The sequence below is a fragment of the Pseudomonas sp. P105 genome (assembly GCF_032614175.1).
GTDB lineage: Bacteria > Pseudomonadota > Gammaproteobacteria > Pseudomonadales > Pseudomonadaceae > Aquipseudomonas > Aquipseudomonas rhizophila.
On record NZ_CP126694.1, the window covers coordinates 1 to 22,497 of the forward strand.

Genomic DNA, 22,497 nt, shown 5'->3' on the forward strand with positions numbered 1-22,497 from the left:
AGATGAGGGGATGGCCCGTTTTCAGGACGAAAAAGCGACTGAAAAAACGTTGGTAAAAAACACGCTTGCCAATGGATTCTGCTTGTTGCAGACTTCCTATCACGTCGAGTAGCTCGGCGTTATAAATTCGGATTGCAGGCCTTGCAGTCCATCTCTCAGGCCCAGCGCCTCATGGTTGGATCTCAACCATCATGAATTCCCAGATTAAGTCAGCCCACATGTGTGGACTGATTTAGTCATGCGCTTCGTCGCATGGTCGGCTTGTTGGCCGTCTCAAAAGTACAACCAAAAACCCATGAAAAACCAAACCCCAACGGGGCTGCTATTGCCCCCGTATTGGGGTAATGCCGCCCCGTAGTTCTATCTAAATGGAGAAATACTATGGCTCGCGGCGTAAATAAAGTGATCTTGGTTGGTACCTGTGGTCAAGATCCAGAAACTCGCTACTTACCTAACGGTAATGCAGTAACCAATCTCAGCCTTGCAACAAGTGAGCAGTGGACAGACAAACAGACGGGACAGAAAGTCGAAAAGACCGAATGGCACCGTGTTTCATTGTTTGGGAAAGTCGCTGAAATCGCTGGTGAGTATTTGCGGAAAGGATCGCAGGTATACATCGAAGGTAAGCTTCAAACACGAGAGTGGGAAAAAGACGGTATCAAACGGTACACCACCGAAATTATCGTCGACATGCAGGGCAAAATGCAGCTCCTGGGTGGTAGGCCAGAGCGCGACAACTCTCAAGGGCAACCCCGTGAGCAGCGTCCGCAACAGCAACAACAACGTCCTAGTCAGTCACCACGCGATCCTGCTCCACAGCATGATCAGCATTTTGACAGCTTCGACGACGACATCCCTTTTGCCCCTATTAGCCGTTTGCTTCTAAACATCATCTAATCAGGCAGAAGTCAGTCAAGAATTAACGCACCTCCGGGTGCGTTTTCTTTTTAGAAAGGAAAATGAAATGAGCGATAACTTCCAAAACGCAGTTGCAATTATTGCGAAGCAAGAAGAAAAGTTCATCAAGCTAGTGGAGTCGTCGAAGACTGACGTGATGTTCAAAAATGAACTGCTGTTTGCATCGCAGGCCATGATGAACAACGACTATCTGTGCAAGTGCGCTACGACTAACCCGCTAAGCCTTAGAAATGCGTTTAGCCAGGTTGCGGCATACGGATTGACTCTTAATCAATCCCGACAGCTCGCGTACTTGGTGCCCCGAGACGGGCAGGTGGTTTTGGACGTGTCCTGGAGGGGCATGGTCAAGGTCGCTGTGAACGACGGTGCGATCCGTGATTGCATCGTTGAATTGGTCTACTCGAAAGACAAGTTCGAGTACAGAGGGAAGCGACAAAGCCCGACCCATACGTTCAACCCCTTCGATAAGAAGGCTGATCGTGGGGAGTTTGTAGGTTGCTACGTCGAAGCTCTTCTGCCTGATGGCCGTGTTCACGTTGAGGCGGTTACCGCTGATGAAATCAATGCTGCTCGCGATGCTTCGGAGCTGTGGAAACGTAAGAAGAAAGGCCCTTGGGTCGACTTCGAAGATTCCATGCGCAAGAAGTCGGCCATCAAGATCGCAAGGAAATACTGGCCTCAGACTGGCTCAAAGCTGGACGGAGTGATTCAGTATCTCAATACAGACGCTGGGGAAGGGTTCTCTTCAAACGATGTACCAGTTGAGGTTGTTGAGCGATACATGGGCACTGCTGATGTCGTGGCACCTGAACCGTTGCCTACCTCTAACCAGGTTGATCAGGAGCCGGCACCTGTCGCTCAGCCCGAACAGGCGGCTAATCCAGAGTTTGCAGATCCTGCCCCGGCAGGTGACGTGATTGAAGGTGAAGTTGTCCGTGATGGAAGCCAAGTTCCGCCACCTGCTGATTTGCCTGCAAAGGTGATCAAGAAGGTTGCGGAAGTCGTGCGTCGTGCGCGTGATGCAAAAAGTTGGGAGCCGGCGTTCGAGTACGTTTCGACGTGGCCAGTGGATGCTCGGGATTACGCTGTAACCCAGCTGAAATCAGCCCAGTACGTTGCTCAGTCGCAAGGCGAGTGACGCTAAAAAAACGCTTTGGGGGGCCTTATTGCATAGGGCGCTTCGAACTGACCACAACCCTACGGGGCCTTCCCGTAAGGGGGGCTCCGTCAGTTAAAAAGGAACCAATCAGATGGCTGACTTGATCGTCTTCATTCTGACCCTGCTGCTGCCGTAGGCATCTGCAAAAAAACTCCCTGACGGGGCATATCCCGCCAGGTGATTGCCCTTGTCGATCTCTGAAAGGAAAACGATATGGCAACTCATACCCAAGATGCAGAAAGCCTAGATCCCTCTGTTGAACAACAGAGGGATCTACTGGCCTCCGCAATCGGAGACGCTTTGGTGAAGGCCGGAATGATCGGCCAAAACACGCCCCTCACAGGGCCTCAGCTTCTCTACTTCCTCGATCAGCTGGTTGATCACTACAACGAGCTGTGCCGCTCGGTCGACGTTGTTTACTGAGACTTAGCCGCAATACACACCACCCTGAGGGGGCATCGCCCCTACAGGGAAGGTGCCTCTTTTTCAGGGCTAAAAATCTGAGAAGGAGATACACCATGCGGACTTACATCCTATCGATGACCATCCTGCATACACGGCAGAAGGCTACCTTCCGTTGTGAAGCAACCACCTTCGGCGAAGCGATCGACAAAGCAGAAAAAGCTCATCCGGGCTTCTTTTCCGTTCTGACCAACTCCCTGCCAGGAGAGCAGAACAATGCGACCGTCAACCGTTGAGCGCCTGAAGGAATCCCTTGCTAGCTGGGGGGAGATGAAAGAGGAGGGTGGTGCGTTCGCGGAATACGCTGACGAAATGATCGAGCAATTTCAGGTGAAGCTCATTCTCCTGGAATACCTGCTCTGTCAGTTCGCTATCCATGGACTTGGCTTGACGCTGAAGCATCGGAGCCGGGATGCCTGGGGTGTTCTTATCCCAGACGCATCTCAGCAAGGGCGCTTTCGGTGGCAGGCGTTTCAACGTGATGGCTTCACCGGCCATTGCACGCATGACACGCCGGAGCTGTGCATTGGCGACATGCTTGACGATGGATACGCGCTTCTCGATATGGGGGCGCTTGATCGATTGTCGGGTACCGTTGAATGGCAGCGCGGCATGGAGATCGTCGCAGTGATTCAGGCTTGCAATGCAGGTCAGTTGAGCTTCGAGGATGCCATGCGCAAGCGAGAAGAAATTTACTCCCGCTATGCGAAGGTTGCGTAAGCGTGAGCATCACTGGAACACCAGAGAAAGAACATCCCCCAGGGGGCGAAAGCCCTCAGGGGATTTCGCCTTTTTGGGGGTGCCACTTGGGTTTTCGAGCCAGGGTGGTGAACTTGAGAAAAGGAGAAATCAGATGAAGACCTTTGAATCCAGCCGCTTGCTGGAGTTCTATGGGGGTGTCAGCAATGAAGATCGTTGACATCGCACAGCGGACTCCCGAGTGGCATGAGTGGCGAAGGGAAGGCATCAGTGCAACCAGTTGCGCGGTCATCATGGGTGAGAACCCAGATAAAACGCCCCTGGAACTGTGGAAAGAACTGGTCGGAATTGTCGAGCCAGCTGACTTGTCGGTAATCCCGCAGGTTAGGAGGGGAGTCAAGTTCGAACCGCTAGCGCTACAAGCCTTTGAGGACAAGTACGGCAAGATGGCTTTGCCGTTCTGTGCAGAGTCGACCGCATACCCTTTCATTAGGGCATCGTTCGATGGAGTTCTGGATGACAAGTCTCCGGTAGAGATCAAGAATCTCTCAGAAACCAACCATCTAGAGGTGCTGCAACTCAGGGAGCATAGCAAGGCATTTAAGCTGTACCGCTGGCAAGTGATGCATCAAATGATCGTCAGTGGAGCACGGCGCGGCTACCTTTGGTTTTGGTCGCCGAAGCATGAACCCTGCTGTTTGATCGTTGACTGGGATGACCTCCTGGTGAGGCGAATCATTCAGGCAGAAGAAATCTTCTGGGGGCTGGTGATACGCGGTGTGCCGCCTGAGGCCGATCCGAAGCGGGACGTTATTCCGCTGGATAGGCTGGACCTGGCTGCATGGCGTCCCCTAGCACATGCCAGGAGGGCGAAGGAGAGCAAGATTGCTGAGCTGAAGGCCCAGTTGAAAGTGCTCACGAAGGAAGCAAAAGACCTTGAGGCCGAGATCCTGCCGTTGCTGGGGGAGTTCCGCCGGGCCGATGCTCTGGGTGTGAAAGTCACGAGCTACGAAGTGGCTGGCACTGTGGATTGGAAAGGTGTTGCGCATGAGCTGGAGGCGGTTATTCCGCCCGATGTGATCGCGAGACACCAGACTGGTTCGTCAATGGCTACGCGGGTCTCTGTGGATGCCTCCTACGATGAAAGTAAGGCCAAGCCTGAACCGTTGCCCCGCATACGGCAAAAGGTGGACGCAATGAATGAGACGGTCGAAGAACCGTCGCAGTTTTTCGGAACCTTCTGGTTCTAACCCCTCAGCCCGGCACTTGCCGGGTTTTTTTTCGACCATAAAACTGCCTGAAAACGAAACTCAAGGCGGTATCCCTCACGCATCATTCTCAGCACACAACATGGCCGAGAAGCGTATGCCTCCATTTTCATTCCTGAAACGCCTGTGGCCTCGAAGCGAGCGTGCCCTTACGGACAGCTTCGCGCACCCGGCCGAACAGATGATTACTCCTGAAATCAAGCGGTACCTGGAGAACCATAACTGGCGAAACCTTCGGTACCCACCTTACCAAGAGGGTTATCCGGGGCTGGTTAGCGGGCAGTGGTTCATGCGCAATTATCAGCACGAGCTGTTCGATCGGATTGTTCATTCAGTCGGAATGCCTGCCAGTGACCTCCAGCTCTACGTTGAGCCGATCCTGGTGAATTTCGCTGAGTTGGCGCACATGCTGCCGGCGTCGGAGAACCACCATCACTCAGGCCCAGGGGGGCTGCTCCGGCATAGCCTCGAGGTCGCCTCACTTACCCTGGATGGGTGCCTTACGACAGCTTTTGACACGAACGAGACGCCTGCACGGCGAAGTATGCGTCTACGTCGGTGGTATGTAGCGGGCATCGCATCAGGTCTGCTACACGATGCAGGGAAGCCTCTCACGGATATTCGCGCCACTGACTTTGAAGGCAATAACCAGTGGATCTACGCGCAAGAGACGCTTCATGAATGGTCTGTGCGAAACAAGCTGAACCGCTATTTCCTTCATTGGAATTCCAATAGGCATGGGAATCACGTTCAGGTCTCCGTAGCGCAAGCCACTCGAATCATCCCGCCAGCTGTACAGGCGTGGCTGATAGAAGGTGGCCACGACATCTACGAAGCGCTCCTCGATGCCATTTCCGGGAACGGCAGCTCGCCTCTAACCGATTTGGTCAAGTGGGCCGACTCTGCATCCACCAAGCGCGATCTCAATCGAGGCTCGAATAATGGCGGCGGCAACGCAACAGGCGTCCCGGTACCGCGATTGGTGTCGGATGCAATGCTGCGTTTGCTGAGTGACGGAACCTGGAAAATAAACACTCCTGCCGGGCGCGTATGGGTTGCAACTGATGGTGTCTACATCGTTTGGAACCAGGGTGCGGAAGAGATTGTGAAGATGCTGGTTGGTGACGGGGTTGTGGCCATCCCGAGGTCACCTGACACGTTAATTGGTACCTTGGTAGAGCACGGAATAGCAGAGAGAGCGCCAAACGGAGAGCTGTACTGGCTGGTTACACCGCACCTTCTGCGTAAGAACGGAAAAGGTCCGGCGCTGCGCTGCATGAAGCTGGTTAATCCGGACATCCTTTTCCCAACGACACCGATCCCGCCGCCCGTATCCATCAGCCTTGGGAAGGAGGGAAAGCAGAAGGATGTCATTGCCCCTAACGATACGGCCGGCGCAGCCGCGAACGCGCTCAGTGAGCATCAGGAAGACCTGTTTGGGGCTGATCTGACCGGTGACTCGAACGGTGATACTGACGCCGATTCAGGGCAGGCATCTCACAAAGAATCCACGGCTTCGAAGCCAGCAAGAAAGAAAAAGGCTGCTCCAAGGCAAGCAGCGCCGGTACCAACGACTGCTTCTTCAGGGGTAACGCTCAATCAAGCGTGGATCACCGTCGAAGGCGACCCTGTTGCTGCGAAGTCAGAGCCGGAGGCTGACAACACCGTTGTAACCGTTCCCTCCCAACCAGAGGAAGCTATGGAGCCGGAGCCGGAGCCGGAGCCGGAGGAAGCAACTCAGGAGCCTCCTGCCAGTCTTGAGGAGATGCTGCTCTTTTTGAGCCCCCATCCGCCTGTGGCTGAGCCCCCTCAGGAAGAGGCTATCCCGGCCGCTGAGGCTGAAACGAGCACCGAGTCCTCTGACGCTGATACCCAAGCTGGATCAGGGCAAGGGGCGCAGGAGCTGTTGCCTCGCCAGGAAAAGATCTCCCTCAACACCATCATGGGGCAAGGCAAACGCACGCGTAAGGCTACGCCGCCGATGGAAACGAAGAAACAAGAAGTCGGAGAGGCTGGCCCTGTGGCGGGTGAGGCTTCAGCCGCTTCCAGCATCTTGCCCGCCGATGTCGCATCGAAGCTCACAGCGCACGAGTGCTACCTACTGGAGCAACAACCCGACCTTACCCAAAAGCTCATTACGGCGACTCAAGACCCCGAGAATGCTGCATTAGCAAGAAATAAGGTATTCGTTCGGCTGGGAAAGTCCTCGTTCCTTGCTGAGGACATCCATCCGCTCGTCCATGCGGGATGGTTGTGGCAGGACATTACTGTCGAAGGGCCGGCCCTGACCCGCACCCTACAGTCTCGTGAAGGCTTCATGCTCACCGCCGACTACAGCGTCATCTACTGCAAGTTAGCGGAGCTGGACTGGGCTATTCCTCACATATCTCGGCTTCGCGAGGCCGACATCCCAAGCCTCGAGCAAGCTGTGAAGTCGCTTATCGAGAAGGCCGTACTTGAGGAAATAGGCGGCTCGCCTGTGCTCAGTCTCACAACTTTCATGCTCACGAATGTCGCTGAGCAGTTCGGTATCACATCAACATCTCTAGAGAACGCAGTGTTCTGCTTCCGCGATGCCGTCAAGGTCGCCAAGCGCAGAAAAATCTTCGTTCGCCCCCTTTGCGAGGAGCTTCCCAAAAAATGAGTGAATGGGATTACACCAGTTACTGGCGGAAAAACTACGAGGCGCGGGAAGCTGCTGCGTGGGGTTCTTCAATGCTCGCCGGCACCGCCGTTCAATTGATGACGCAGATGCCGGTAACCCCATATCTGATCACGCTTGGAGTGCAGGCTGGATTCGCGTTAGCTGCTATCCCACGGGCGTTACGCGTTTACCAAGCAAAAGCTTGTCTGCTTGGAAAAGAGTTGTCGTTTATCACCTTGGAGGAGGTGATGGAGCTGGTAAAGCGTCATCCTCACGAATTCTATTTCGGCGAGGCGTTTTCTTGGAGGCAAATGCACGGGCAATACGCCTTTGAGCTTCAGGCAATGGATGTAGAGGCCATTCTAGGAAAGAGAGGTAGGCGCCAGGCCAATGTGAAGGGCACGCGGTGGATACACGGTATTGGTATGGCAGAAGAAGAGCCATGCTTTCGGCCACACGATCAACGTTCTATTCATCATTTGATAACTGGTACTACCGGTGCCGGAAAAAGTCGATGGTTTGATATCGCTATTGCTCAGTGCGTTGCCCGCGGAGAGGCGGTTATCGTAATTGACCCAAAAGGGGATAAAGGTCTTGCTGCTACATGTAAGCGCGCCTGTGCTGCGGTCGGTAAACCGAGCTTGTTCAAATATTTCCATCCGGCGCATCCAGACAAATCCGTTCGTTTATCTCTGACGAAAAACTTCGGCCGAGCTACTGAAATTGCGTCTAGGGTCGCGGTGTTAATGCAGAGCAAGGCAGGTGATCCGTTCCAGGCCTTTGCCCAAATGTCGTTGAACAGCGTTATTCAGGCCATGCTGATATGCAACATTCTTCCAACACTCGTTGGAATCAGGCGGACACTCGAAGGTGACGTTCCTGGGCTAACAATCAAAGTTGTGATGGCCTATGGAGCGAAAGTGTTTGGGGAGGCTGAATTTACACGCATGGCGGACTCAGCAGTTTTGTCCGCAAAAGTAAAAGACCTTGAGCAAAAAGCTAAGGTATTGCGCCGCGTTTACTACAACGACATTGCGAAGGTCAAAGCGAATACTGACCTTGAAGGTTTGCTGACAATGCTCGAACACGAGCGGGCACACTTCAGCAAAATGATCGCCGGTCTATTGCCTATTCTCACAATGCTCACATCGGGCGAGATGGGCCCACTGCTATCTCCGCACACCGACGACGAAGATCCTCGACTAATAAGCGACCTCAACTCGGTAATCAACGCTGACCAAGTTCTGTACCTCGGCCTCGATTCACTTGCGGACCCAATGGTTGGTTCGACTATCGGTTCGCTTGCTCTGGCCGACTTGGCCTCTACAGCTGGTGAGATTTACAACCATAGGTTGCCTAAACCAGTAAACATATTTGTTGATGAGGCTGCTGAAGTAATCAACGACCAGCTCATTCAACTGCTTAACAAGGGGCGTGGCGCGGGAATCAATCTTTACATTGCGACGCAGACAATTGCCGATTTCGTAGCCCGTATGGGCGACGAGGCCAAGGCAATGCAGGTACTTGGTAACTGCAACAACATCATTTGTTTCCGCGTCTTGGACTCCGATACCCAAGAGTTTGTATCGAAGAAAATGACACCGACGCGGTTCAAATACGTGATGCGAACTCAGGGCAACTCAGCAGGTGAGGGTGGAGTGTTGCAGGGAGGTAATGTCGGCGAGCGTCTTATGCAGGAGGAGGGTGAGCGCTTCCCTGCCGCTCTTCTCGGAGAACTACCCGACTTGGAATTCCTTGCGATCTTCGCCGGCGGCGATATCCGCAAGGGGCGACTCCCTATTCTCACCGGCCCGACTGCCAACTGATTCCGGAGTAAAAAATGACTGTCTCGATTCCACTAGAAATTCAGCGGCTCACTGGCCTGGATGAGGCCTCAACAACTCGCCTGCGCACGTTTGATCTGGAATGGCGTTGTGGCACGCAATTCATCTTCAAGATGCTTGAGGCGGGTCATAAACCCGAGGTGATTGGCGCTGCCCTGATCGACGTGCTGGTGGCTTACCAGCGTATGTGTCGCGAGGGCATCAGCGACTTCATCCGGCTTCGGGTCGTGCTTGGCCACATCCTCCAGATCCTCACGAGCTACGGCAACGCCCCTGCACAGGATGATGTCGTCCGCTGGTGCGAGACAACCAATGTCCCGCAACCTATCCGGGAGTACCTGATCAATGGCTGACGTAATTGAAGAAAAGTGGCCAAAGGGTGTTATGGCCTCTATAGCGTTCTTCTTCGTACTGATCCTGATGCTAGCCACAGTTGCTCCGAACAAACTTGTGGATACGGTGATGCTGAAAGAGCGGAAGTGGGGCGTCGAGTTGCTTGGCAATTCGGACATGGACAAGGTGCTTGATAAGACCAATCGCTACTACTCGGCACTGGTCATCGACTCCGGGGCAAAAAAGATTGTCTCCGATATGCTGATGCCTCGAGGCGGTACAGTGGATGCTTTCGAGAAGAACGTAGATTGGTGGTTTCGGTATCTTGAGTCCCGAGGCGAGGCGGTCCAGAAAATCATCTACCAGATGGTGTACCGGATCGTTTTGACGCTCTACTGGTTGCCGCTGCTGATCGCTGTTCTGGTACCGGCTATTTATGCCGGCTGGATGCGTTGGAATGCCAAGCGGCATGGATTCGACTACTCATCGCCCTTCCTGAATAACAACGCGGCGATCGTCCTGTCATGGGGCGGAATGCTCATCGTGCTCAGCGTCTTGATGCCTCTACCGTTACCGCCGCTCGTTATCTCAACCTTCATCGTCATCATGCTGCCTGTCGTGCTGTCTGTGCTGATTAGCAATCTGCCAAAGCGCATTTGAATTCTGACCAAAAAACCGCCTGAAAACGAAACTTTCAGGCGGCTTTTATCCGCAGAATGCCCCTAACACAACGACAGGCTGACCCTTATGGCAACGAAAACGACATCCTCGAAAACGATCCCGTTTGCTATCGCTATCACAGCTCTAGCCACCGCTCTGGTAGTGGGCTCGTACTACCACGTCACCACCATGAGCGAGCTGCAAGGCCAGGTCAAAAGTCTCGAGGGTGAACTGGCTATAGCGAAAGCACAGGCAATTGACCCCTCCGCCATTCAGGAGATCGTTGACAACCTCAAACAGCACCCAGAAGAGGATATCCCCGCAGCTCCGGACAACTGGATCTATGGCGCTGCATCTGCTCGATACACTCTCATCGAGATGACGGACACGGAGTGCCCCTATTGCCGCGACCATTTCCCCCTCTTGAAAGCGCTCATCGAGTCGTCAGCGGGGCAAATTAATGCCGCAATTCTCCATGTTCCAGCTCTTGGTGAGGCTTCGCGCCGGCAAGCTCTGGCCATCGAATGTGCTGGTGAGCAAGGTGGTTCAGATGCTGCCTGGAAGTACACCCAGACGGTGTTCGATAAAACAGGTGGCAACGGCAAGGGGGTTTCAGAATCGCTCGTATCCCTTGCGACTCAGCTTGGCCTGGATGGGAAGCGCTTTGCGGCCTGCACAGATTCGAAGCAGGCGATCGAACGAGTAACCGGCGACCTTGATCAAGCAATAAAGCTGGGCATCCAACAGACTCCTTCGACCCTGCTCCTGGATAATCAGACAGGCATGTCGATGGTTCTTCAAGGTGCCAACGCCAGTCATGAAGGCATCCTTAAGGCGATCGCCAGCATCAGCAAAGCAGGGGGTGCAAAGTGAGTGAGCCAATCAAAATACCTGCATACATCGACCAGCCACCTCACGTGATGTTTTGGCGTTTGGATGAGGTGATGCCTATCGGAATTGGATTGGTTGCCGGCGTTCTCCTGGCACAGCTAATTCTCTGCACGGTGGCGGGTCTGTTGCTCGCTCGCTTCTATCGCCGCTTCTGCGACAACCGCCCTGACGGCTATCTGCTTCACGCCATTTACTGGCACTGGGGAGCTATCGGCCGGAAGAGAGTGCGATCCATGCCCAATTCCTACGAGAGAGAGTTCGTCTGATGCTTTTAAAGTCGCTTAGCAATTCGTTTGATGGCATGCGCGGAGAAAATCAGTTTCTGCGCATTGCCGTTGCTGGCCTTGTATTGAGCAATCTGCTGGTGTCCTGCTCTGCTCTCAACAAGGATGAAGTGGTCACCGTGATACCACCCACTCTGACCGAGAAGGCCTGGGTCAGCAAAACACAAAGTTCCGGTGAGTATGCCGACGCATGGGCTCTGTACATCGCGATGATGCTGGGTAACGTCACTCCGCATAATGCCTCTGTAGTGAAGGATGCCCTGGGGCCTATCCTCGATAAGGCCATCTATCAAGACACGATGAAGGTTCTCGATACTCAAATTCATCAGATCCGCCAGGATCGTGTGACTTTGAGCTTCGAGCCGCAGAAGGTGCTCCGCGATAATCTCAACGAGAACAAGTTCTACGTTACTGGCCGCTCCGTTAGTGAAGGGCCGGCTGGCGATAAAAAGCGTAGCAACCGAACCTACGAGTTTGAGATTGTGATCAAAGACTACAAGCCAGTACTGAGTTGGCTCAGCACGAACTCTGGTGATGCTCGAACTCAGGATGTAGTTGATCGCGAGAACAGTAAGGCCGAGAAGCAAGCAGAGCGCGAGAAAAGAAAAAAGAATCAGTAGCGCCAAGTTGAGGCACAAAAAGCCCATGCCGATGTTTTTGGCATGGGCTTTTTTTTGGGTATCGCCGGTCAACGCCTATACAGAATTGCCCTCCGTTTTCAGACGCAAAAGTTGCTTGAAAACGCGACTCAAGCGGCGGAATGCCCTCCAGAATTGACGACAACTCAGAGCAGAGGTCGTCTCGATGTCACTTCCAGTTTCCCTCCATTTTTTCAAGCCAGCTGTGCTGGTACTGGCTATGGCGGCTGCACTGCCAGCTGTTGCCCAGGATCAGATTCAGATACCAGGCATGAACATGCCAGTTGCTGCCAGCGTGCAGCCTCATGTGGTTGCCAAGCCTGTCGCTACTCCAGAAAGCGTCTCGGAACGCCAGGAGGAACCTCAGACGGAAAAGAAGCAACGTCTGGTCGCCGTCACTCCGGGCTCTGCTGAAAACCCCAGCGTGCCGGCCAGCGTTATGAAAAAGCCTGTGCCAGCGCAGCCAATCGAGTCCCGCCAAGACGTGGTTGTTTCGAGTGGCACCAATACCCTGATTCCCATCAGCCGTGGCCAAATGAACCGTATCGTCACGCCGTTCGATGTACCTAAAGTCCAGACAGTGAGCACGGCCGATATTTCGGTAAGCGGTAACGTTCTTTACGTCACAACTTTCGAAGATAAGCCGGTGACTATGTACGTCACGCCGGACGACGATGAGACCGTAGCAATCTCCCTGACCTTATTGCCGCAGGGCGTTCCTCCCATCCAAGCAAACCTGATTCTGGCGAAAAATGTTCAAGGCCTTGCGAGCGGCCTGCCAGTCAGTTCGTCTACGAACTACAGCGGCCAAGCCCGGAAATGGGAACGCTCTCAGCCGTACATGGACACGCTTCGCTCCCTGATGCGCGAAATGGCGCTGGGCAAGCTCCCACGTGGATACAGCTTCGGTGCTCTTACAAACGGCAACAAGATCCCTGCCTGCGCGCAACCAAGCCTCAGCTTCGATTTCAGCAAGTCGCAGCTGATCGAAGGTCATGACTTCAAAGTCTTCGTGGCCACGGCGGAGAACGTGTCGGCCAAGACTGTCGAGTTCGATCACGCCTCTTGCACTCACCCTCATCGAGCGGCTGTAAGCGCATGGCCAGATGAGGTGCTTGAGCCTGGCCAGAAAACAGAGGTGTTTGTGGTCACTCGGGTTCCGACCGAAGTGCCGCAAAGCTCCACCCGCCCAAGCCTGTTGCAGTAAGGGGAACCATCCGTGAAAGCGATTCAGCAATTCTTCGAAAAACTCACGCCGAGGGGCAAGCTGATGCTTGCCATCGGTGGGACGGTTTTGATCGTCGGCACTGTCGTAGGCCTGGCCATGAACGCAGCGACTCCCGAGCGTAAGTCACGCGCAGCGGCAAAGCCTCAGGTCGAGGCCATCCTGACTGACGAAGACCCTCGTGCGCTGGGCATGGACTCCCTTGCGAGCCAACAACGACAGCTTCAGACGCAGCTAAACCGTCTTGAGCGAACTCTGGGGCAGAAAGAGAAAGACGTTCAACTAAAAAACACGCAAGAGAAGGTGAGCGGCTTGGAGCAAGAGCTCCAGCTGGTTCAGAAAGAGTTGGCGCGGGTTGGACGCGATAAGAAAGGCACCGGTGAGAACGGGGATAACTCCTCCGACAGTTCCGCCGCCAACCAGACACGGTCCCCTATCCCTCCTCGCGAATCGGTATTCGTCAACAAGGCAACGAGCTCGCCGGCACAGCTGACAGATGTTTACTCGAATTTGCCACCAGAGCCGCCGGAAGACCCAAAGTCCCGATCCACCGAGAAAACGGAAGCGCCAAAGATCCGGGTAATCAAAGCAAAGGAGGACGAGGGTAAAAACGATAAGCCAGAGGAGCTTTCTGTGACGTTGCCCGCGGGCTCAATGTTGTCGGGTGTTTTGGTCACAGGCATGGATGCGCCGACAGGTAAGCAGGCACAGCGTGACCCCTTCCCAAGCCTCATCCGTATCAAGAGTGAAGCAATTCTCCCCAACCGCTTCAGAGCGGATTTCCGTGAGTGTTTCATGATCGCTGGTGGGTGGGGGGATCTAAGTTCTGAACGGGCCTATATGCGTGCAGAACGTATGTCGTGCGTCCGCAATGACGGCTCGGTGCTTGAAGCAAGCATTGAGGCCTTTGCCACAGGTGAAGACGGAAAAGCAGGCTTGCGTGGCCGACTGGTAAGCAAACAAGGGCAAATCATCGCACGAAGCTTGGGGGCGGGTTTTCTCCAAGGTATAGCCAGTGCTTTTAACGTCCAAAAGGTGCCGACAATCAACGTAACTCGAGCTAGTGACAATGGCAAAACAGTAGCTCCGGTTTACGAGCAGGCATTCGATAGCAACGCTCTTCAGTCTGCCGGATTTAGCGGAGCAGGCTCAGCCCTTGAACGTATAGCAGATTTCTACTTAGAGATGGCAGAAAACATCTTTCCTGTTATTGAAATCGACGCAATGCGTGAAGTCGACTTCATCGTTAATAAAGGCATGACCGTAAAGTTCAATGCCACCACTCTTAAAGTCAATGATGTTAATCAGTAAGGACAACGTAATGATCAAGATATTTATGTTGGTGGTTGCAGTAACGGCCCTCACTGGTTGCAATAGCCTCATAGGCTTGGGCTCAGATGAATATGCATGTAAGGGTATGCCAAAAGGTGTCACCTGCATGTCTGCAAAAGATGTGTATTCGTCCACCGAAGGTGATGATTACAAGACACAGCTTGAAAAAGAACAAGAGGGAGGGTCGGTTAGCAGCGACAACCCATCGACTGGCAATGCTACCCGCGTGCTGATTGCTGAAGGATCAGATAACGCACCTGTACCAATGAGAGCCCGGAATCCGCTTCCGATTCGTTCGCAAGCTGTGGTGATGCGTATTGCAATTGATCCATGGGAGGACGAGAAAGGCGACCTGTACGTTCCAGGTTTCATTTATACCGAAGTTGAAGCGCGACGTTGGGAGATCGGCGCTCGAAACCCCCAGCCAACACCTACCTTGCGCCCCCTTACAGTCGTTCAGCCGCCGCAGGCTAAACCTGCCAAGTAGAAAATAACGAAGTGCCGGTGATGGAGCAGAAATGCGCCTTGCGAAAGCGGGCGCATTTGGTCGTTTCAAGACCTAACAAAACACACTCTAAGGTTTCGCTTGCCAACGCGAGTTAAAGGAGTTCCACGATGGGTAAGAATAAGACCCGAGGACCATCGTTCCTCAATAAGGTGAGTGGTGCGCTTTTAGGCGCACTCGCTTTGGCCATTGTGCCAATCAATGGTGCGTATGCTGACCTTGTTAAATACGGTTATACGAACAGTGAGGGGAATCAAACCAATACGGAGCCAGGCACAGGCTTTATCAGCCCATCCTCTGGCATCTCGTTCATGGTTAGCGGTGGTATTGACCGAAAGCTGCGCATAGCGGTGACTGCGAACGGTGCCAGCGCACCTGCCTTCACTAAGGAAAGCTCAAGGGTTCTTGGGGCGAGCGACGTTATCTCATACAACGGCGACAACTATTACGCGGAAGAATTTACTAGTCCAAAGCTACCCGATGGCCGCTATACCGTAAAAACAGAAATACTTTCTAGTGCAGGCGCGATTGTTCAAACTGAGAACGTACCTCTTGTCATTGATACTGCCGGCCCAGTAGCAGGGAAATTTGCCCCACGTCCATATACATGGGGTGATCCGGTTCTCTCTGGCGAAGTGTGGAAACTAGGCCTTGCAGCAATTGATGCTTTGACATATTCGAGCTTCGTCCTAGATGGCTTCTCTGACTCATCGGGCATAAGCAAGGTCACTGCTAAGGTTTACCGCGAGTCTGGCGCTCTTTATAAAGAACACAATGTGCTGTTTTCGGAAGAAACTAAGACCGCCTCGATTCAGTACCGGACAAATTTCTTCCCTGACTCTGATTTGGATGAAGTATTCGGGCTAGAGTTTGTTGTTACCGACAAAGCAGGTAACTCGACAGTAACCAAGCGTCAGAAGGTTATGTTCGACAATATTGCAAACGTTCCAACTGAACCGTTTGGTGTGTATGACCCAAGTACGACGACTACCCTTGCACCTGGCCTAAAAGGGTTTGTTCCGTATGTAGCAGGGTCTTATGTAAAGACTAACCCGATACGACTTGCATGGAGAATTCCTAAGAGCAATTGGCATACCTATCGGCAGGGCGGGTTGCGCTTCATCAATAGCTTTGGTGAAAATCAAGTTGTTGGTGAGGATTCCGCATACGTATACCTTGTCGGATCGCTTCCCTATCGCGCTGAGGATAATAACTATATTAGGTTTTATAACTTCGGGGAATGGGGCTCGCAAGGTACTATTTCTTACAATTTGGTATTACACCCATCCGCTCCGAAAACGCCTGTTATAAGCCGTATTGAGTACTACTTTAGTGATAAAGGATGGCTCAATTATTCCGGTAGGGTAGTTTCGCCGCAAGAACTCCCTCTTACTGTAAGCAAAGTTCGTTATACCGTTGAGGCGCGGCCGTTTGATCAGGTTGCTACCCATATGGGCACTTGTACTATTCCCGCTGGGCAGACCCAGTGCGAAATTGCGGTTAATGTCAAACTCAGTAAAGGCACTGCTGGTTACCTACATGACCAAGGAGTTCTGAAGAGTGCGGATGGTTCTTTGATCGCAACCGGGCAATGGGCGAATATTTACTGGAACGACCTGTACCTGCCAATCCTCAGTTACACATATGACTCGTCTAGTATGGTTCTTACTCTGAACGTCAGACAGCCGCAACAGGGCGCATTTCAAAATGCTCTTAGCCATGGAGCATCATGGCTTGAAAATGCTAGCGGTACGCAGCTAAGCGTCACAAAGAAACTTACTTCGTCGTCTGGGGAGTATTTTGAGTACGAATTTGATTTGAAAACTTTACCGGAGGGCTCTCATGACCTTGTTGGCGTCGCTAGCGAAAACTTAGGTGCAATAACAAAGCTTCCACTGTTCAAGTTCGAGAGTGACCGGACAAAACCTGTTGTTACAGTAAGCAAAGGTGCGAGCGATACTATTGATACACTCGACAAAATCACTTTTACCGTAACAGACAACAAAGATCCTGCGCCCAAGATTACTTCTATTGCATTGACCGGGGGACCTGCAAATGAGTCGATTGCTCTTTCGTTCCGCAAAATCAATGCGACTACCTACGGCCTCGAGTATCCGATCCTTTTCCCGTCGCTGACAGCAGGAGAGAGTTACACCCTTCGAGTTAATGCGCAGGACGCACAGCAGAATGTGGGCGTCGGCTCAACCACATTCCTCTATAGTCCTAAGATGGCTGGGATTGTGGGACATGTTAACGGTCTCGTTAATATCCCTGCGGTACCAAAAGAGTTTAATCGTAACGATGGCTCTGTAGTGATTAATAGCGAGCAACTAAAGCTTGCTGATGGGACGCCAGTTTCTGGTGTTTATGATCTGCTAGCAACTCTCAGGTCTGACGCAGCAACACCTCTAATGATTGGCGGTGTGCTCGTCAATCCGGGAGCAACAGTAACTATTAGCCAACTCAACTTCACAAACACCAGCGGTAAAATATCACTCCCTGTTGTCCCAGTAACTCAAGGTGCTACAGGGAGGAATGGCGTGATCATTTCTACCTCCGCGCCGAACGCTCCTGTGGTCTATGCCGATATTAATACCTGGATGCCCAAGGTCACGCTGGGCATCAACGATAAGAATCCAGTTCAGGCAATGACTGACACCACGGTAAAACTGTCAGCTTCAGCTAGCAGCATTTGCCCTCTAACGACATCTCCCGCGGTGGCAAGGTCTGCCGATGCCATCAAGACGCCCATCTGCTTGCTTGAATGGACGAGCATTCCCCGAGGCCTTCAACAAGTAGAGGTTTCCGGTGCACCTCACCCGGTCACTCAGCTGACAGGGCGAGTCCTCGACGAAGGCCAGCAGAAGGTTGCTTATTCTCTCTATGTATTCAACAGGGGCACTGAAAAGGTACTGCTCAGCAGCGGTGAAGAAATACTGAGCGTCAAAGCCGCGACCGGCTCAACAACCTTCGTCCAATCGCTGCATGAGAAAGGTGTTACTCGTGCGATTGAGACTGCATCCGTCACTATGACGCAGCGTTCCGGACCTACGTGCTCGATCACTGGTGATGACGCAGCGGCAAAGAGCGCAGGCATGAGTGGCGGGGCCTTAAAGTGCTTGATTGAGTTCTCGGTCGTCCCGAAAGACCTGGGCATCAAAGCGCTCGATCCGCTTGAGTTGACCGGCGTTTTCACTCGTTCCGGGCAGCATCCGATCCGCTGGACGGCTAGCGTCTACGACACCACCGGGAAAAAGATCACCCTCGAAGAGGGGCAATCGGTAATTCAGGTAATAGAGCCGCCTGTAACAACGAAACTGACGGTCGACGTCAATGAAAGCTCATCGGTGGACGCAACTCCGGTAGAGGATTTCGCTGCGGCGTGGGAGAAGAAAACCTATTCAGTTCTGTCGGGTCCGTCCCATGGCGCTGTAGTCGCGACCCCTACCGGGTTCACCTACACCCCGAACACTGGATACGTTGGCTCCGATGAGTTCAGGTACCGCGTGCAGGACGTGTCAGGGATGAGGGCTGAAGCGACCGCGGTTGTGAACGTCGCGAAGTTCAATTACGCCCCTACCTGGACGGGAGTAACCATTCAGGCCCGCGAAGGTCAGGTGAGTGACCAAATTGATCCTGAGGTGCATGACATCAATCTCTGGGACAGCCATACGTTCAAGATCCTCACGAACCCGGCGCACGGGACTGTCCGTGTGTTCTATGGCCGTATGGAGTACACCCCTAATCCGGGTTTCTACGGGGAGGATTCGTTCACCTTCAGCGCCACGGATCAGGAAGGGCTCAGTGTTGAAGGGGAGGGAAAGGTCACAGTTACTCAGTTCAATTTTGCGCCAACGGCTATCACCCCTTCGACGGTGAAGGTGTATGCAGGAATCGGTGGAACGGCCGATCTGAAAGTGATCGATCCGAACAACTGGGGCTCGCACACCTTACAAGTCGTCAAACAGCCAGCTCATGGCCACGTGACAGTTGAGGGAATGAGCATCACCTATAAAACCGATGGCCAGGCTGAAACCTCGGTTCAAATTCGTGCTATCGACCAAGATGGTCTCTATGTCGATCAAGATATTGTCCTGAAGCTTGTCCCGGCCTGGGAAATGTTCAAAGACCGCGAAGTTAAGCCTACCTCTGTAGCCCCGAGCATACCCGCCGTGAGGCACCAAATGACTACTCGTTTGGGTGCCTTTGCGCTCAGGATTCCCGACCAGGAAGTGATTCAGGCGCTCGGCGGCGAGATCATTGCTATCGTCACGCCTGACTCGAAAGTTGGGGTGACGCTGGAGCATCGTGAGCTTTCTCAAGGTATTGGTATGCGTCTGGTACCTGCCAAATTGAGTGCTGAACTGCTGGAGGCCCGTTTAGGCGGCCTGGATGTTGGGGTAGATGGGCAAGCGATCGTCTATCTCAGTCGCGCGGACATGACCGGCCCCGTGTATTCCGTGCCGGTGACCGTATGGGCTCCGGAGGGCACACTGACGGCTGATACATGGGAGATTTTGCAAGCGTCTGGCCGTACTCAAATCAGCTTCAGCCCGAGCAATGGGGCATGCAGCATCATGACCAGCGAAGTTGTCGCGAAGACGAAAAATGCACTTCAGGATCGTGCTTGCTACGTCACCTGGACCAAAACCCCAGATGAGTGGCGCAACGCTAGTACCTTGGCCAACCTGATGATGGATGCCGGTGGTAGTTCTTTGGGGAACCAAGCTATCGAGGCTACCGCCTATGTGTTTGACCCTAGTGGCGTTAAATACAAGGTTGCGAGCTTCACTCGTGATCTGAAGATCCTTCCGGTCGCTGATCAGATCCGTTTTGCCTTGAAGCCAGCACCCGGAGAGGCCTATCAGAAAGTCCAGGAGCTTTCCTTGTCGCTGCGTCACACCGATGGTCCGGTATGTGATGCAACAGCGAACGAAGGCGTTGCAAAAAAGACAGCACAGCAATGGTCGAGCCGCCCATCTTGTCTTATTCGTTGGATGCAGATGCCAGAAGGCATGGCCCAGCAGCGCAACACCGTCACTCCACTTGCGGAAGGAGCAATGAGCCTGCTCGGGGCAAACAATATTTCCTGGAAGGCATCCATGTTTACTCCGAGTGGTCAGGAAATTGATATCGGCTACGGAGAGCACAGCGTAAATGTGATCCAGCCGCCCGAAATCGAAATCGATATGCCGGCAAGCAACCTGGTGAAGGAGGGGCTGTATTCGGTCTCACAGCTCGGCGGCTATGTTGGTAGCGCATCAGTGACCGCAATCGCGGCTTCCCTGGACGTGGCGATTAACCGGGCGGATGCAGTGATTGAACGTTCCACGATTCCGAGCTACGGCCGTTCCCAGCGGTTTACGCGCTACATCGAAGGGGCCGAGGCCCCCCTGTGGAGCGTAACGCCATACTCCGTTGACGTTGGATACACCGCGCTCCCAAATATGAGGTCGACCAAGACCGCATCACTCCTGGCGGTCCCTCACGACAAAATTCTCCCTGTCATTCTCAATGACGAGAGAACCGTCCTGGATACGGTTAGCCTTCCAATCCGCGTGGCCATCAAAGACACCCGCTACATGGAGGATGCGTATCGGCTGAGCAGCATGGGCGACTGGGACATTCGCCTGCTTTCGACAACTGCCGGGGTCAACTACGAGCCAATGACAAACTGGGAGCCAATCGACGAGAACGGGGAAGTTGAGTTCGAGGTCGATCTGCAATCGCTAACGAACAAAGCGGTTCGCATCATTGCTGAGGCTCGTGTTCGCTCTCCGGTGCCGGAATACGAGCTGATTCGAGAGTCGGGCTCGCCAATGGTGCTCTCCGTTCTCAACGGCGACGCCCTTGATGGGTCAATTCAGGCACTGCGCGTTATCGGCCCAGCTCCTCTTCGCAGCAGCTTCTACGCCGTCACCAATGATCGCTACCAGGCAGGAGACATTGGTGAGGTTCGCTGGGAAATGAGCAAAGACGGTGGTGTGTCGTGGGAAGGCGTTGAGGCTAATGCGAAGCTGCCGCAACGTCTCAGCATGATCTTTCAGCGGGGTACATATCTGCTGAGGGCAGAGTTGACGAACCGCCATAGCGGCGCGAAATCCATGACGCCTACAGTCGAAGTTATTGCCTATGTCGTGCCCGTTGCCCGCCTCAAAGGCCCAGCAAACGTGTTTATTGGTGATAGCGGCACGTTCAAACTCACTGACCTCAAAGGTAATACGCTCGATACGACCGGAATGGTTGTGGAATGGTCGGAGGATCGCGGTAAAACTTGGGTCGCTGGGGACGGCTCCTACCGACTGGGCCGTAATTCCGCTGATCGTGTGTACCTGACGGCCAGGCTGAAGTACTCCGACTCCCCAGAGGACAAGCGCGTCTACAAAACCCTCCGCGCAGGTGTTGCGTTCAGACCTGTCCGACCGCCTCGGGTACAGATAATCGGGCCGCGCCGTCCTGAGGTAGGAAAGGAAGCTACCTGGGTCGCCAACTTGATGATGCCGTACCCGAAAATGGATATGACAATGGATGGTGAGTTCATTCTGCCTGACGGCACGGTCGTCGACTCCACTGAAGTGAAGTACACCCCCACTCGGGAGGACATGGAGAAAGAAGAGAGCTACATCAGCGTTCGATCTTGGATCAATGGGTATGAGGATCGAGGCGGTTTGGGACTAACTCAGCACCGTCTTATTTTCTGGTCTTATGACTGGCCTGAGTGGAAGATCAACACGAAATACTCAGCGAAGTATGCGCCGGCAGACTTGACCATGACAGCTCGCTCTCTTGGCTTGTTCCGAGAATTCGAGGGCTTGACCATCGAGTGGGATATCCCACCCTACGCTGGCCTACAAATGATCAAGGACACCAACCAGACCAGTCGTATCGTGCGGCTGACTGAGCCGGGTATCTACACATTCGGCGCTCATATCTCCGACTCGCGGGGCAACTATAGCTATGCCGAAACAGAGATGGAGTTTTTGGAGCCTATTCCGTGGGATGTGAAATTGTCCTGGAGTGGGGATAACGACGCGAATCGTGCCCCGCTGGGCGTTCTGATCCGACCGTCAATCACCGGCGGACACCCTAAGGATCAGATACTCAGCAAAACGTTCAGTCTCAACGGGGAGACGCTATCTAGCTCGGGGGACTATGGGCGGGCGACCCTTGAAAAAGAGGGTGTGTATACGGTGAAACTGGATGTCGCCAGCGCAATGGGCCACACCGCAGCAGGCGAGGTTGACATTTCGGTCGCAAGGAATAAGCCCCCGGTTTGCAAACTAGAGGTTGTGGTCGGTCGAACCTCCTGGCTGGCAAAAGCCGTTTGTACTGATGAAGATGGCCGGATGGCCAAAAACCTTTGGTTCATCAATGGTGAGCAGCAGGCTCTCAGCGCTAACAGCATCTCTGTACCAATGTGGCGTTATCCAAATGGCGAACCGGTAATTACCCTGGTAGGCATCGATAACTCTGGCGCGGAATCTCCTCCAGTCTCCAACAAGTAAAGGGAAGGGCCGCATAAAGCGGCCCTTTTTAATTTCCGTCGACAAATGCGCTTGAAAGCGAAACACAGGTTTGCGGAAAGCACGAAAAATGTCTCCGGAGCGCAGCCCCTGCGCATGTCAACCTCTAGGA

Annotated in this window: 17 protein-coding genes; all 17 read left to right on the forward strand. The window is 53.5% G+C overall.

Translation table 11 applies throughout. The features are described 5' to 3' along the window. Positions 1 to 381 precede the first annotated feature (381 nt). The 17 genes from QOM08_RS28265 (at position 382) to QOM08_RS28345 (ending at position 22,367) form a co-directional block, all read left to right on the forward strand. Positions 382 to 897: a single-stranded DNA-binding protein gene (locus QOM08_RS28265; protein WP_316913312.1), complete on the forward strand. Its 516-nt coding sequence runs from the start codon at positions 382 to 384 to the stop codon at positions 895 to 897. A gap of 67 nt (positions 898 to 964) precedes the next feature. Beyond that, the gene (locus QOM08_RS28270; protein WP_316913313.1) at positions 965 to 2,056 is read left to right on the forward strand and encodes a RecT family recombinase; all 1,092 of its coding nucleotides are present in this window, start codon (positions 965 to 967) and stop codon (positions 2,054 to 2,056) included. Positions 2,057 to 2,290: 234 nt separating this feature from the next. After that, positions 2,291 to 2,500, forward strand: a complete 210-nt coding sequence (locus QOM08_RS28275; protein WP_316913314.1) for a hypothetical protein — start codon at positions 2,291 to 2,293, stop codon at positions 2,498 to 2,500. 95 nt (positions 2,501 to 2,595) lie between these two features. Further along, positions 2,596 to 2,775: a hypothetical protein gene (locus QOM08_RS28280; protein ID WP_278917681.1), complete on the forward strand. Its 180-nt coding sequence runs from the start codon at positions 2,596 to 2,598 to the stop codon at positions 2,773 to 2,775. Next, on the forward strand, positions 2,756 to 3,259 hold the full coding sequence (locus QOM08_RS28285) for a hypothetical protein (protein ID WP_083182163.1): 504 nt from the start codon (positions 2,756 to 2,758) through the stop codon (positions 3,257 to 3,259). Before QOM08_RS28280 ends, QOM08_RS28285 begins: the two co-directional genes overlap by 20 nt. 185 nt (positions 3,260 to 3,444) lie before the next feature. Then, positions 3,445 to 4,488, forward strand: coding sequence for a YqaJ viral recombinase family protein (locus QOM08_RS28290; RefSeq protein WP_316913315.1), 1,044 nt, complete (start codon positions 3,445 to 3,447; stop codon positions 4,486 to 4,488). A 100-nt stretch (positions 4,489 to 4,588) separates the two neighbouring features. Beyond that, the gene (gene mobH, locus QOM08_RS28295) at positions 4,589 to 7,150 is read left to right on the forward strand and encodes a MobH family relaxase (RefSeq protein ID WP_316913316.1); all 2,562 of its coding nucleotides are present in this window, start codon (positions 4,589 to 4,591) and stop codon (positions 7,148 to 7,150) included. Beyond that, on the forward strand, positions 7,147 to 8,976 hold the full coding sequence (gene traD, locus QOM08_RS28300; protein WP_316913317.1) for a conjugative transfer system coupling protein TraD: 1,830 nt from the start codon (positions 7,147 to 7,149) through the stop codon (positions 8,974 to 8,976). Before mobH ends, traD begins: the two co-directional genes overlap by 4 nt. 14 nt (positions 8,977 to 8,990) lie before the next feature. After that, entirely contained in the window at positions 8,991 to 9,347 is a 357-nt protein-coding gene (locus QOM08_RS28305) for a hypothetical protein (protein WP_083182167.1), read from the forward strand. Next, positions 9,340 to 9,987 (forward strand): DUF4400 domain-containing protein, encoded by a 648-nt coding sequence (locus QOM08_RS28310; RefSeq protein ID WP_083182168.1) that lies wholly within the window; start codon positions 9,340 to 9,342, stop codon positions 9,985 to 9,987. Before QOM08_RS28305 ends, QOM08_RS28310 begins: the two co-directional genes overlap by 8 nt. 87 nt (positions 9,988 to 10,074) lie before the next feature. Beyond that, on the forward strand, positions 10,075 to 10,860 hold the full coding sequence (locus tag QOM08_RS28315; RefSeq protein ID WP_083182169.1) for a DsbA family protein: 786 nt from the start codon (positions 10,075 to 10,077) through the stop codon (positions 10,858 to 10,860). Beyond that, positions 10,857 to 11,144 (forward strand): type IV conjugative transfer system protein TraL, encoded by a 288-nt coding sequence (gene traL / locus QOM08_RS28320; protein WP_278917684.1) that lies wholly within the window; start codon positions 10,857 to 10,859, stop codon positions 11,142 to 11,144. Before QOM08_RS28315 ends, traL begins: the two co-directional genes overlap by 4 nt. Next, a complete protein-coding gene (locus tag QOM08_RS28325; protein ID WP_316913318.1) occupies positions 11,144 to 11,782 on the forward strand; it encodes a TraE/TraK family type IV conjugative transfer system protein in 639 nt (212 codons plus the stop codon). The genes traL and QOM08_RS28325 overlap by 1 nt, the downstream gene beginning before the upstream one ends. 184 nt (positions 11,783 to 11,966) lie before the next feature. Beyond that, positions 11,967 to 13,007: a type-F conjugative transfer system secretin TraK gene (locus QOM08_RS28330; protein WP_316913319.1), complete on the forward strand. Its 1,041-nt coding sequence runs from the start codon at positions 11,967 to 11,969 to the stop codon at positions 13,005 to 13,007. 12 nt (positions 13,008 to 13,019) lie between these two features. Continuing rightward, positions 13,020 to 14,336: a TraB/VirB10 family protein gene (locus QOM08_RS28335; RefSeq protein WP_316913320.1), complete on the forward strand. Its 1,317-nt coding sequence runs from the start codon at positions 13,020 to 13,022 to the stop codon at positions 14,334 to 14,336. 10 nt (positions 14,337 to 14,346) lie between these two features. Next, the gene (gene traV, locus QOM08_RS28340; RefSeq protein WP_316913321.1) at positions 14,347 to 14,844 is read left to right on the forward strand and encodes a type IV conjugative transfer system lipoprotein TraV; all 498 of its coding nucleotides are present in this window, start codon (positions 14,347 to 14,349) and stop codon (positions 14,842 to 14,844) included. A gap of 128 nt (positions 14,845 to 14,972) precedes the next feature. Continuing rightward, entirely contained in the window at positions 14,973 to 22,367 is a 7,395-nt protein-coding gene (locus QOM08_RS28345) for a DUF4165 domain-containing protein (RefSeq protein ID WP_316913322.1), read from the forward strand. Positions 22,368 to 22,497 lie beyond the last annotated feature (130 nt).